This window comes from Enterobacter sp. E12 (genome assembly GCF_014596715.2).
GTDB lineage: Bacteria > Pseudomonadota > Gammaproteobacteria > Enterobacterales > Enterobacteriaceae > Enterobacter > Enterobacter bugandensis.
Map to the genome: position 1 here is coordinate 717,406 of NZ_CP115601.1, position 11,834 is coordinate 729,239.

At 55.2% G+C, this 11,834-nt stretch carries 11 protein-coding genes; 4 read left to right on the top strand and 7 right to left on the bottom strand.

Annotated features, from left to right (window positions below; all coding sequences use genetic code 11):
- The first annotated feature begins 330 nt into the window (after nucleotides 1–330).
- The 3 genes from kefF to folA all read left to right on the top strand — a co-directional run bounded on the left by kefF (nucleotide 331) and on the right by folA (nucleotide 3,313).
- The gene (kefF, locus tag IB212_RS03475) at nucleotides 331–861 is read left to right on the top strand and encodes a glutathione-regulated potassium-efflux system oxidoreductase KefF (protein ID WP_041911261.1); all 531 of its coding nucleotides are present in this window, start codon (nucleotides 331–333) and stop codon (nucleotides 859–861) included.
- On the top strand, nucleotides 854–2,719 hold the full coding sequence (kefC, locus tag IB212_RS03480; RefSeq protein ID WP_048957864.1) for a glutathione-regulated potassium-efflux system protein KefC: 1,866 nt from the start codon (nucleotides 854–856) through the stop codon (nucleotides 2,717–2,719). Before kefF ends, kefC begins: the two co-directional genes overlap by 8 nt.
- 114 nt (nucleotides 2,720–2,833) lie before the next feature.
- On the top strand, nucleotides 2,834–3,313 hold the full coding sequence (gene folA, locus IB212_RS03485) for a type 3 dihydrofolate reductase (protein WP_006173915.1): 480 nt from the start codon (nucleotides 2,834–2,836) through the stop codon (nucleotides 3,311–3,313).
- 35 nt (nucleotides 3,314–3,348) lie between these two features.
- On the opposite strand, the gene apaH is transcribed toward folA, so the two are convergent.
- From apaH to lptD, 6 genes are read right to left on the bottom strand one after another with little or no spacing between them, the layout of a single operon-like run.
- Nucleotides 3,349–4,197, bottom strand: a complete 849-nt coding sequence (gene apaH, locus IB212_RS03490) for a bis(5'-nucleosyl)-tetraphosphatase (symmetrical) ApaH (protein ID WP_028015478.1) — start codon at nucleotides 4,195–4,197, stop codon at nucleotides 3,349–3,351.
- Between the two features lie 4 nt (nucleotides 4,198–4,201).
- On the bottom strand, nucleotides 4,202–4,579 hold the full coding sequence (gene apaG / locus IB212_RS03495; protein WP_014882505.1) for a Co2+/Mg2+ efflux protein ApaG: 378 nt from the start codon (nucleotides 4,577–4,579) through the stop codon (nucleotides 4,202–4,204).
- A gap of 3 nt (nucleotides 4,580–4,582) precedes the next feature.
- Nucleotides 4,583–5,404 carry a 16S rRNA (adenine(1518)-N(6)/adenine(1519)-N(6))-dimethyltransferase RsmA gene (gene rsmA, locus IB212_RS03500; protein ID WP_028015479.1) on the bottom strand — a complete coding sequence of 274 codons (822 nt, stop codon included), beginning with the start codon at nucleotides 5,402–5,404 and terminating at the stop codon, nucleotides 4,583–4,585.
- Entirely contained in the window at nucleotides 5,401–6,387 is a 987-nt protein-coding gene (gene pdxA, locus IB212_RS03505; RefSeq protein WP_188245748.1) for a 4-hydroxythreonine-4-phosphate dehydrogenase PdxA, read from the bottom strand. The genes rsmA and pdxA overlap by 4 nt, the downstream gene beginning before the upstream one ends.
- Complete coding sequence (gene surA / locus IB212_RS03510; RefSeq protein WP_028015481.1) at nucleotides 6,387–7,673, bottom strand: peptidylprolyl isomerase SurA; 1,287 nt, start codon at nucleotides 7,671–7,673, stop codon at nucleotides 6,387–6,389. The genes pdxA and surA overlap by 1 nt, the downstream gene beginning before the upstream one ends.
- Before the next feature lie 53 nt (nucleotides 7,674–7,726).
- Nucleotides 7,727–10,078, bottom strand: coding sequence for an LPS assembly protein LptD (lptD, locus tag IB212_RS03515; protein WP_041911258.1), 2,352 nt, complete (start codon nucleotides 10,076–10,078; stop codon nucleotides 7,727–7,729).
- 239 nt (nucleotides 10,079–10,317) lie between these two features.
- Here lptD and djlA point away from each other — a divergent pair, with 239 nt between their 5' ends.
- A complete protein-coding gene (gene djlA / locus IB212_RS03520) occupies nucleotides 10,318–11,133 on the top strand; it encodes a co-chaperone DjlA (protein WP_028015483.1) in 816 nt (271 codons plus the stop codon).
- Between the two features lie 30 nt (nucleotides 11,134–11,163).
- On the opposite strand, the gene rluA is transcribed toward djlA, so the two are convergent.
- Nucleotides 11,164–11,823 carry a bifunctional tRNA pseudouridine(32) synthase/23S rRNA pseudouridine(746) synthase RluA gene (gene rluA, locus IB212_RS03525; RefSeq protein ID WP_041911257.1) on the bottom strand — a complete coding sequence of 220 codons (660 nt, stop codon included), beginning with the start codon at nucleotides 11,821–11,823 and terminating at the stop codon, nucleotides 11,164–11,166.
- Nucleotides 11,824–11,834 lie beyond the last annotated feature (11 nt).

Consider the following 11,834-nt stretch of genomic DNA (forward strand, 5'->3'; position numbering starts at 1 on the left):
AAAATGTATATTGGCCGTCTTAAAGACGTAAGCTCAAAACAAAAAGCATAAAATTATTATTTTTTCAATGGGTTATGTACAGGTTGATTTGTTAAATAATGATTTAAGTCTCTCTAAAAAGATCTACTAATAATATGAGTAGGCATAACTATTTTGTGGGGTGAATTTATCGCGCGCATGGTTCTTCTTGTTTTGCGCCACTGTTGCAGCTAAAGCGGGGGCGGTTGTCAATGCTTGCATTTTACTTTGAAGCGTAAGACAGCCCCTTTAAGTCGGGAGAGGAACTGTCTACACTCATTGCTACAAGAAAAGTAAAAGACAGGCATATTCATGGTTCTGATAATTTATGCGCACCCTTATCCGCAGCACTCGCATGCGAATAAGCGGATGCTTGAGCAGGCAAGGACGCTCGAAAACGTCGAGATACGTTCCCTCTATCAACTCTATCCCGATTTCAACATCGATATTGCCGCCGAACAGGAGGCGCTTTCTCGTGCCGATCTGATCGTCTGGCAGCATCCGATGCAGTGGTACAGCACGCCTCCGCTGCTGAAATTGTGGATCGATAAAGTTCTCTCCCACGGTTGGGCATACGGACACAACGGCAAGGCGCTTCAGGGAAAAAGCCTGATGTGGGCTGTTACCACCGGCGGAGGGCAAAGCCACTTTGAGATCGGCGATTTCCCCGGATTTGATGTGCTGGCGCAGCCGCTCCAGGCAACAGCCCTTTACTGTGGCCTGAACTGGCTCCCGCCTTTTGCGATGCATTGCACCTTTGTTTGCGACGATGAAACGCTGCAGGCGCAGGCTCGACATTATAAACAACGCTTGCTTGAGTGGCAGGAGACGCATCATGGATAGCCATACGCTGATACAGGCGCTGATTTATCTCGGCGCGGCGGCGCTGATTGTGCCGGTGGCGGTACGTCTGGGGCTGGGGTCGGTTCTCGGCTACCTGATTGCGGGCTGCGTCATTGGGCCCTGGGGCTTTCGACTGGTAACGGATGCGGAGGCGATCCTCCATTTCGCTGAAATTGGCGTTGTGCTGATGCTCTTTGTGATTGGTCTGGAGCTCGATCCGCAGCGCCTGTGGAAGCTTCGCGCCTCGGTGTTTGGTGGCGGCGCGCTGCAGATGGTGGCCTGCGGCCTGCTGCTCGGTGGGTTCTGCATCCTGTTGGGCATGGACTGGAAAGTGGCGGAGCTTATCGGCATGACGCTGGCGCTCTCCTCGACGGCCATCGCCATGCAGGCAATGAACGAGCGAAATCTGACGGTCTCCCAGATGGGACGCAGCGCGTTCTCGGTGCTGCTGTTCCAGGATATCGCCGCTATTCCGCTGGTGGCGATGATCCCGCTGCTGGCGGCAAGCGGCTCGTCCACGACGCTGGGGGCGTTTGCGCTGTCGGCATTAAAAGTTGTGGGGGCGCTGGCGCTGGTGGTCCTGCTTGGCCGCTACGTGACCCGCCCGTTACTGCGGTTTGTTGCCCGCTCGGGCCTTCGCGAAGTGTTCAGCGCCGTGGCGCTGTTCCTGGTGTTTGGCTTTGGTTTGCTGCTGGAGGAAGCCGGGCTGTCGATGGCGATGGGGGCGTTCCTCGCAGGCGTTCTGCTGGCGAGCTCTGAATATCGTCACGCGCTGGAAAGCGATATCGAGCCGTTCAAAGGGCTGCTGCTGGGGCTGTTTTTCATCGGCGTGGGGATGTCTGTCGACTTCGGCACGCTGGTCACGCACCCGCTGCGGATCGTCATCCTGCTCGTCGGTTTCCTGATCATTAAAATGGCGATGCTGTGGCTGATTGCGCGTCCATTGAAGGTGCCGAACAAGCAGCGCCGCTGGTTTGCCGTACTGCTGGGTCAGGGGAGCGAATTTGCATTCGTGGTCTTTGGTGCCGCGCAGATGGCAAACGTGCTCGATCCCGAGTGGGCGAAAGCGCTGACGCTGGCGGTCGCGCTGTCGATGGCGGCAACGCCTGTTCTACTGGTGGTGCTGACGCGTCTGGAAAAATCAGGCAGCGAGCAGGAGCGCGAAGCCGACGAGATCGATGAGGAGCAGCCGCGCGTCATCATCGCCGGATTTGGTCGCTACGGGCAGATCGTCGGGCGTTTACTGCTGTCAAGCGGGGTGAAAATGGTGATTCTCGATCACGATCCTGACCATGTCGATACCCTGCGTAAATTTGATATGAAGGTGTTTTACGGCGATGCGACTCGCGTCGATCTGCTGGAATCCGCCGGGGCGGCAAAAGCCGAGGTATTGATTAACGCCATTGACGATCCTGAGACCAGCATGCAGATGGTGGAGCTGGTAAAAGAGCATTTTCCGGGGCTGACCATTATCTCCCGCGCGCGCGATGTGGATCATTACATCCGGCTGCGTCAGGCGGGCGTAGAGGCGCCGGAACGTGAAACGTTCGAAGGCGCGCTGAAGTCTGGCCGCCTGGCGCTGGAGAATCTGGGGCTCGGCGCGTATGAAGCCCGCGAACGTGCGGACCTGTTCCGGCGCTTTAACACCGGGATGGTGGAAGAGATGGCGGCGATGGCGGGAAGTTCGGCCACGGAGCGTGCGGCGGTGTTTAAACGCACCAGCGCAATGCTGACAGAAATCATTAACGAGGATCGCAATCACCTGTCGCTGATCCAACGTCATGGCTGGCAGGGCACGGAAGAGGGCAAGCATACCGGCGATCCGGCTGACGAGCCCGAGAGTAAACCTTCCGCGTGAAGTGGAGTTGCCAGCAATAATAAAAAATTTCTGTATCTTTACTCTGCCGCCAGTCGACGAAAGATTAAGCTTTCCGTATAGTGGCGGCAATTTTTTGCATCCGGGAAATTTTCAATGATCAGTCTGATTGCAGCGCTGGCGGTGGACCGCGTTATCGGTATGGAAAATGCCATGCCGTGGAACCTGCCTGCCGATCTCGCATGGTTTAAACGTACTACGTTAAACAAGCCGGTAGTGATGGGCCGCCTGACCTGGGAGTCGATTGGTCGTCCATTGCCGGGCCGTAAGAATATCGTTATCAGTAGCCAGCCGGGCACTGACGATCGCGTCGAATGGGTTAAGTCCGTTGATGAAGCAATTGCCGCCTGCGGTGACGCCGAAGAGATCATGGTGATCGGCGGCGGCCGCGTGTATGAGCAGTTCCTGCCAAAAGCGCAGAAGCTGTATCTGACCCACATTGATGCGGAAGTGGAAGGGGACACCCATTTCCCGGATTACGATCCGGACGAGTGGGAATCGGTATTCAGCGAGTTCCACGACGCGGATGCACAGAACTCCCACAGCTACTGCTTCGAGATTCTGGAACGTCGTTAAGTGATGTCCCTCTCCCGCCCGGGAGAGGGAATGATTCAGGAGGCAACGGCCTCACTTTCCCCTAAGTCCAGCTGTCGGTTGGACGGCTGAACAAAGTAAGTTTTATCTTCCCAGCGTAAGCAGGTCAACTCTCCGCCCCAGCAGCATCCGGTATCCAGACCGTAGATCCCGTCCGGCGTGCCTTTTCCTTCCAGCGCAGCCCAGTGGCCAAAGACGACGTTGTACTCGCTTGTCACGGGTCCAGGAATGGCAAACCACGGTTTGAGCGGGGCAGGCGCGCTTTCCGGCGTCTCTTTGGAATACATGTCCAGCTGCCCGTTCGGGAAGCAGAAACGCATGCGCGTAAAAGCGTTGGTAATAAAACGCAGGCGGGCCAGACCGCTGAGATCCTCGCTCCAGTGATTCGGCATATCGCCGTACATGGCATCAAGGAAGAAGGGGTACGAGTCGCTCGCCAGCACCGCCTCAACGTCACGCGCGCAGGTTTTAGCCGTCTCAAGATCCCATTGCGGGGTGATCCCGGCATGAGCCATAACCAGCTTTTTCTCCTCATCGACCTGCAGTAAAGGCTGGCGGCGCAGCCAGTTAATCAGTTCGTCCGCGTCTGGCGCATCCAGCAGGGGAGAGAGGCGATCTTTAGGTTTGTTGCGGCTGATCCCGGCAAATACGGCCAACAGGTGAAGATCGTGATTGCCCAGCACCATGCGCACGCTGTCGCCCAGAGATTTGACGAAACGTAAAACCTCAAGCGAGCCAGGGCCACGCGCGACTAAATCGCCCGTCAGCCAGAGCGTGTCCTGTCCTGGCGTAAAGTCGACCTGTTTTAACAATGCGATCAGTTCATCGTAGCAACCGTGAACGTCGCCAATCAGATATGTAGACATTAGATTAATGAATGAGTGTGGTTACGGCGAGACGGAACACAGGAATAGCAACGCGGAACACATTGCCATCGACGTCGACCATTTCATAATGGCCTTGCATGGTACCCAGCGGCGTTTCAATTACCGCGCCGCTGGTGTACTGATACTCTTCGCCAGGGGCGATGTGGGGCTGTTCACCGACCACACCTTCACCCTGAACTTCAATTTCGCGGCCATTGCCGTTGGTGATAAGCCAGTAGCGCCCGCGCAGCTGCACGGGCATCCGCCCCAGATTGCGAATGGTCACGGTGTAAGCAAAGACAAAACGCTCTTCATCCGGCGAGGATTGCGATTCAACATAGACGCTTTGTACATGGACACATACGCGGGGCGAATCAATCATGGCTTAACTCTCCTTCGGCGGCGCATTTTCGCTGATGTAATTAGCCAGCTTGCAGTACTGCTCTACGGAAATGTTTTCCGCACGCATTGCCGGGTCGATCCCCAGCTCTGCTAACACCTCAACGGTAAACGAATTGCTCAGACTGTTACGGATCGTTTTACGGCGCTGGTTAAAGGCTTCCGTGGTGATGCGGCTCAGTACACGCAGATCTTTAACCGGATACGGTTTCGTTTTGTGCGGCACAAGGCGCACAACCGCAGAATCTACTTTCGGTGGCGGCGTGAACGCTGATGGCGGTACTTCGAGTACCGGGATCACGTTGCAGTAATATTGTGCCATCACGCTTAAACGACCATACGCTTTACTGTTCGGCCCTGCAACCAGACGGTTAACAACCTCTTTTTGCAACATGAAGTGCATGTCGGCAATGGCATCAGTATAGCTAAAGAGGTGGAACATTAGCGGCGTGGAGATGTTATACGGCAGGTTGCCGAACACGCGCAGCGGCTGACCCATTTTTTCCGACAGTTCGCCAAAGTTCATGGTCATGGCATCCTGCTGATAGATGGTCAGCTTTGGTCCGAGGAACGGGTGCGTTTGCAGGCGTGCGGCCAGGTCGCGGTCCAGTTCGATAACGGTCAGCTCGTCGAGGCGTTCGCCTACCGGCTCGGTCAGTGCGGCAAGGCCCGGGCCGATTTCGACCATAGCCTGACCCTTCTGCGGATTAATAGCAGAGACGATGCTGTCGATCACGAACTGATCGTTGAGAAAGTTTTGCCCGAAGCGTTTACGGGCTAAGTGGCCCTGATGGACTCGATTAGTCATTGAGTATTAACAATCATTTTGATGGCGAGATTAAGCGCCGTAATAAAACTGCCGACATCCGCTTTCCCCTGGCCTGCCAGATCCAGCGCAGTGCCGTGGTCAACGGACGTTCGAATAAAGGGTAAACCGAGGGTGATATTCACCCCGCGGCCAAAACCCTGATATTTTAGCACGGGCAGACCCTGATCGTGGTACATCGCGAGGACGGCGTCGGCATTATCCAGGTATTTTGGCTGGAAAAGGGTGTCCGCAGGCAGCGGCCCGCTGAGATTCATCCCTTTGGCGCGCATTTCTTCAAGCACCGGAATAATGGTGTCGATCTCTTCGGTGCCCATGTGCCCGCCTTCGCCGGCGTGCGGATTGAGGCCGCAGACCAGCACATGCGGCTGCGGGATCCCGAATTTTGTCTGCAGATCGTGATGCAGGATCCCGATGATCTCCCGCAGCAGTTCCGGGGTGATGGCATCAGGAATGGCCTTGATCGGTAGATGGGTGGTCACGAGAGCAACGCGCATCGCTTCCGTCGCCAGCATCATCACCACTTTCGGGCTGTGCGAGCGCTCTTCGAAGAACTCCGTATGCCCGGTAAAAGGGATGCCCGCTTCGTTGATGACGCCCTTATGCACGGGGCCGGTAATCAGAGCGGCAAATTCGCCCTTCAGGCAACCGTCGCAGGCGCGGGCAAGGGTTTCCACGACGTAGTGGCCATTTTCCGTGCTGAGCTGGCCTGGAACAACGGGAGTACGAAGGGGAACAGAAAGAAGAGTGAGCGTACCGGCCAGCTGTGGTGCGGGCTGTTGGCCTTCAACGTAGGGGATGAGCGTTAAGGGCAGACCGAGCAGATTCGCCCGGTCTTGTAACAGTGTTGCATCCGCGCAGACAACCAATTCTACTGGCCAGCTGCGCTGGGCGAGCTGGACAACGAGGTCAGGCCCAATCCCGGCGGGTTCGCCGGGAGTGATAACAACACGATGCTGTTTCATTAGTTGCTCAGGACTTTCACGTAAGCACTGGCGCGCTGTTCCTGCATCCAGGTTGCCGCTTCTTCGGAGAACTTACGGTTAAACAGCATACGGTAGGCTCTGTCTTTCTGCGCCGCATCCGTTTTGTCCACGTTGCGGGTGTCCATCAGCTCGATCAGATGCCAGCCAAATGAAGAGTGAACCGGGGCACTGATCTGGCCTTTATTCAGCTTCATCAGCGCATCGCGGAAGGCAGGATCGTAAATGTCCGCAGCCGCCCAGCCCAGATCGCCGCCCTGGTTCGCAGAGCCAGGATCCTGAGAGAACTCTTTCGCTGCATTGGCAAACGACGTTTTACCGCTCTTAATATCTGCGGCAATTTGCTCCAGCTTCGCACGCGCCTGATCGTCAGTCATGATCGGTGACGGCTTCAGCAGAATGTGGCGAGCGTGAACTTCAGTCACGGAGATATTCTGGCTCTGACCGCGCAGATCGTTCACTTTCAGAATGTGGAAGCCCACCCCTGAACGGATTGGACCGACGATATCGCCTTTCTTCGCCGTGCTCAGCGCCTGAGCAAAGATAGATGGCAGCTCCTGGATACGTCCCCAGCCCATCTGGCCGCCTTTCAGGGCCTGTTGGTCAGCAGAGTAGGTGATAGCCAGCTTGCCAAAGTCGCCGCCGTTACGCGCCTGATCGACAATTGAACGTGCCTGACTTTCTGCTTCAGCAGCCTGATCTGACGTTGGGTTCTCTGGCAGTGGGATCAGAATGTGGCTCAGGTTCAGCTCTGTGCTCGCATCGTTCTGGTTGCCCACCTGTTTTGCCAGCGCATCCACTTCCTGAGGCAGGATGGTAACGCGGCGACGGACTTCATTATTACGCACTTCCGAGATCAGCATCTCTTTACGGATCTGGTTACGGTAGGTAGCGTAGCTGATGCCGTCATAGGCCAGACGGCTGCGCATCTGGTCCGGCGACATGTTGTTCTGCTTTGCAATGTTAGCGATAGCCTGATCGAGCTGCTCGTCGGTCACCTTCACGCCCATTTTCTGACCCATCTGCAGGATAATCTGATCCATGATCAGACGCTCCAGGATCTGGTGGCGCAGCGTGGCGTCATCCGGAAGTTGCTGACCCGCTTCGCCCGAATTGAGCTTCACGGATTTCATCAGACCATCAACGTCACTTTCGAGCACGACGCCGTTGTTAACAACAGCGGCGACCTTATCAACAACCTGGGGGGCCGCGAAGCTGGTATTCGCAACCATAGCGACACCAAGCAGCAGCGTTTTCCAGTTCTTCATACTTTTTCCATTTCAATTAACCGCAAAGCGGATTACGTTGTAAATCAAGCACATTACAAAGAACTACTGTACGGCAGAATGTTCGAACGCAGCATCTGATGCGTGCCCAGGCCGTAGTTGGAGCTCAGGCCGCGCAGTTCGACATTAAAGCCAATCACGTTATCGTATTTGCTCTGATTGTTTACAGTGTTCCAGCCGTTAAGCTTACGCTCGTAACCGACGCGCAGCGCGTAACAGCAGGAGTTATATTGCAGACCAACCATCTGGTCCGCTGGCTTATTCGCGTTGGTGTCAAAGTAGTAAGCGCCTACGATTGACCAGCGGTCGGCGATAGGCCAGCTTGCTGCACCACCAACCTGCGAGATGCCGTCTTTATACTGTTCTGCGCCTGCATAAGAAGGCAATGTTGCCTGAATATATTCCGGGCTGGCATAACGATACGTCAACTGTACCATGCGGTCTTCATCGCGACGGTACTCAATAGCGGCACTGCTTGTGGCGATATTATCGAGGCGAGTGTCATATTGCACACCACCACGCAGGCCCCAACGGTCAGTCATGCGCCAGTACGTGTCTCCCGCCCAAACCAGCGAGCCCGTTTTGTTGTCCTTCTCCCAGTTAATGTTGTCATCACCGGTACGTGACTCGGTGAAATAGTAGATTTGACCAACAGAAACGTTAAAACGTTCAACGGCGGCATCATCATAAACGCGTGTTGTGACGCCGGTCGTTAACTGGTTAGCGGAGGCGATACGGTCCAGACCGCCGTAAGTACGGTCACGGAACAGGCCGCTATAGTCAGACTGCAGTAAAGACGAGTCGTAGTTCTGAATCTTGCTCTGATCGCGATATGGCACGTACAAATACTGCATACGCGGCTCAAGCGTCTGGGTATAACCATCCGCCAGCAGGCCCATATCACGCTCGAAGATCAGCTTCCCGTCCATTTTGAACTGCGGGAGCGTTCGGTTAACCGACTCTTCCAGATGCGCATTGTTCGTGGTGTTGTAATTATCAACATTTTTTTGCTGATAGTGCGTCGCCATCAGCTTGGCTTCGGTATTCAGGCTTGCCCAGTTGTTAGACCACGGCAGATTGATCGTCGGCTCCAGGTGAACACGCGTAGCTTCCGGCATGTCCGAATCCGTGTTCACGAAATGTACCGCCTGAGCGTAAACCCGGGTGTCGAATGGACCTACATTATTCTGATACCAGTTAACGTCCAGCTGCGGCTCTGCACCATAGGTAGGCGTGGACTGGTCAGAGAATACCTGGAACTGTTTGGTTGAGACGGTTGCATCAAAGTTCTGCACCGCATAGCCTACGCTGAACTTCTGCGTGGCATAGCCATCCGTGCTCGAACCGTATTTAGACGAGAAGTCGTTAAAATAAGATGAGTCGCTAACTTTGGTATAGTCAACGTTAAAGCGCCACACCTGATCCATCACTCCGGCATGCTGCCAGTAGAATAGCCAGCGGTGTTTATCGCCTTCTGTAGGATGCTCATCCTGGAAGACCTTATCCGACGGCAGATAATCCAGCTCCATCAGGCCAGCACCGGCCTGAGTCAGATAGCGGAACTCGTTTTCCCACATGATGTTGCCACGCTTGTGGATATAGTGCGGCGTGATCGTGGCGTCCATGTTGGGCGCGATGTTCCAGTAATACGGCAGGTAGAACTCAAAGTAGTTCGTGGTGCTGTATTTGGCATTCGGGATCAGGAAGCCCGAGCGACGCTTGTCACCCACGGGAAGCTGGAGATAAGGGCTGTAGAATACCGGCACCGGACCCAGCTTAAAGCGTGCGTTCCAGATCTCTGCGACCTGCTCTTCACGGTCATGGATAACTTCGCTCCCGACCACGCTCCAGGTATTTGAACCCGGCAGACATGATGTAAAGGAGCCATTCTCCAGAATCGTATAGCGGTTTTCACCGCGCTGTTTCATCAGGTCCGCTTTACCGCGTCCCTGGCGACCCACCATCTGGTAATCACCTTCCCAGACGTTAGTATCTTTGGTATTCAGGTTTGACCAGGCTTTCGGACCTTTCAGGATGACCTGATTGTCGTCATAGTGCACATTACCCAGCGCATCCACCGTTCGTACCGGCTCGACCGCGCCTTCCGGCTGCTTCTGGTGCAACTGCACTTCATCAGCCTGCAGGCGGCTATTGCCCTGGTTAATATCCACATTGCCCGTAAACGTGGCATTGTCAGGATAAGTACCTTTGGAGCTATCGGCAGTAATGGTTACCGGCAAGCTATTTGTATCGCCCTCCACCAGTGGGCGATTATAACTTGGGACGCCAAGCATACACTGCGAGGCGAGATCGGCCGCCAGCCCCTGTTGACTGTACAGGGCGGAGCCAATCATTGTGGCCAGGAGGGTGGGGATACGTTTTTTCATACGTTATATTTTATTGTTCCGTCATCAGTGGCTACGGCTTACAAACGCTCAGAGACTATCTTACTCATCAGCGCAGTACCAGCGTTAATCCTGCCCGTTTGCGCGCCAGAGTGTTAGGCTCGCTATCGAATGACGAGTATGATAAAGCAAATTATAGGCGATGTCCTTCAATTGACCGTGGCTTGAACACTGTGATGATGACGTTGCGTCGGCAGGGAATATGACTATCCGGGGAGTATATGCAGTATTGGGGTAAAATAATCGGCGTTGCGTTCGCCATCATCATGGGTGCCGGGTTCTGGGGAATTGTGCTTGGGCTTATCATTGGCCATATGTTTGATAAGGCACGCAGCCGCAAAATGGCCTGGTTTGCCAATCAGCGCGAGCGCCAGTCGCTCTTTTTCTCCACCACTTTTGAGGTCATGGGGCACTTAACCAAATCCAAAGGCCGCGTGACCGAAGCGGATATTCAGATTGCCAGCGTTTTTATGGATCGCATGAACCTGCATGGTGAGTCCCGCCTGGCGGCGCAGAATGCGTTTCGCATCGGTAAATCGGATAACTATCCGCTGCGTGAAAAGATGCGCCAGTTCCGCAGCATCTGCTTCGGACGTTTTGATTTAATTCGGATGTTTCTGGAAATCCAAATCCAGGCGGCGTTTGCCGACGGCTCGCTTCACCCCAATGAACGCGATGTCCTGTACGTTATTGCGGAAGAACTGGGTATCTCCCGTATGCAGTTTGACCAGTTCCTGCGCATGATGCAGGGCGGCGCCCAGTTTGGCGGCGGCTATCACCAGCAGTCTTCCGGCGGTGCATGGCAGCAGGCGCAGCGTGGCCCGACGCTGGAAGATGCCTGCAACGTGCTTGGCGTGAAGCCCACGGACGATCAAACCACGATTAAACGTGCCTACCGTAAGCTGATGAGCGAGCATCATCCTGACAAGCTGGTGGCGAAAGGTTTACCGCCGGAAATGATGGAGATGGCGAAGCAAAAAGCTCAGGAAATCCAGAAGGCGTACGAGCTCATTAAAGAGAAGAAAGGTTTCAAATAAGAAAAAGCCCGACAATGTCGGGCTTTTTTTTCAGAAGTCCACCGGGGCTTTAAACGTCATCGCGTTACCGAAAGTAGGGTGGGTGATGGTGAGCGTCTGCGCATGGAGCTGCAGGCGTGGCGCTAACGCCAGGGCCTCTGGCGGGGCGTAGAAGCGGTCACCCAGAATCGGGTGACCCAGCGCAAGCATATGCACGCGCAGCTGGTGTGAACGTCCGGTAATCGGCTTAAGCAGGACGCGCGCGGTGTTATCCGGCGCGTACTCCAGCACTTTATATTCGGTTTGCGCAGCCTTGCCGGTTTCATAACACACCTTCTGCTTTGGCCTGTTCGGCCAGTCGCAAATCAGCGGTAAATCCACCAGCCCTTCCGCCTGCGCCGGGTGGCCCCAGACGCGGGCAACATACTGCTTCTTCGGCTCGCGCTCGCGGAACTGACGCTTCAGTTCGCGCTCCGCCGCTTTATTCAGCGCCACCACAATCACGCCGCTGGTGGCCATGTCCAGGCGATGGACGGACTCGGCCTGCGGATAATCGCGCTGAATGCGCGTCATCACGCTGTCCTTGTGCTCATCCAGACGGCCCGGCACGGACAACAGGCCGCTCGGCTTGTTGACCACCATAATGTGTTCATCCTGATACAGAATGACCAGCCAGGGATCCTGCGGCGGATTATACGGCTCCATCACCATCTTGCGCTCCG

Excerpts from the sequence above, each read along its gene's own strand:
- kefF (WP_041911261.1), top strand. The coding sequence starts at position 331 with ATGGTTCTGATAATTTATGCGCACCCTTATCCGCAGCACTCGCATGCG.
- kefC (WP_048957864.1), top strand. The coding sequence starts at position 854 with ATGGATAGCCATACGCTGATACAGGCGCTGATTTATCTCGGCGCGGCG.
- folA (WP_006173915.1), top strand. The coding sequence starts at position 2,834 with ATGATCAGTCTGATTGCAGCGCTGGCGGTGGACCGCGTTATCGGTATG.
- apaH (WP_028015478.1), bottom strand. The coding sequence starts at position 4,197 with ATGTCTACATATCTGATTGGCGACGTTCACGGTTGCTACGATGAACTG.
- apaG (WP_014882505.1), bottom strand. The coding sequence starts at position 4,579 with ATGATTGATTCGCCCCGCGTATGTGTCCATGTACAAAGCGTCTATGTT.
- rsmA (WP_028015479.1), bottom strand. The coding sequence starts at position 5,404 with ATGACTAATCGAGTCCATCAGGGCCACTTAGCCCGTAAACGCTTCGGG.
- pdxA (WP_188245748.1), bottom strand. The coding sequence starts at position 6,387 with ATGAAACAGCATCGTGTTGTTATCACTCCCGGCGAACCCGCCGGGATT.
- surA (WP_028015481.1), bottom strand. The coding sequence starts at position 7,673 with ATGAAGAACTGGAAAACGCTGCTGCTTGGTGTCGCTATGGTTGCGAAT.
- lptD (WP_041911258.1), bottom strand. The coding sequence starts at position 10,078 with ATGAAAAAACGTATCCCCACCCTCCTGGCCACAATGATTGGCTCCGCC.
- djlA (WP_028015483.1), top strand. The coding sequence starts at position 10,318 with ATGCAGTATTGGGGTAAAATAATCGGCGTTGCGTTCGCCATCATCATG.
- rluA (WP_041911257.1), bottom strand. The coding sequence starts at position 11,823 with ATGGTGATGGAGCCGTATAATCCGCCGCAGGATCCCTGGCTGGTCATT.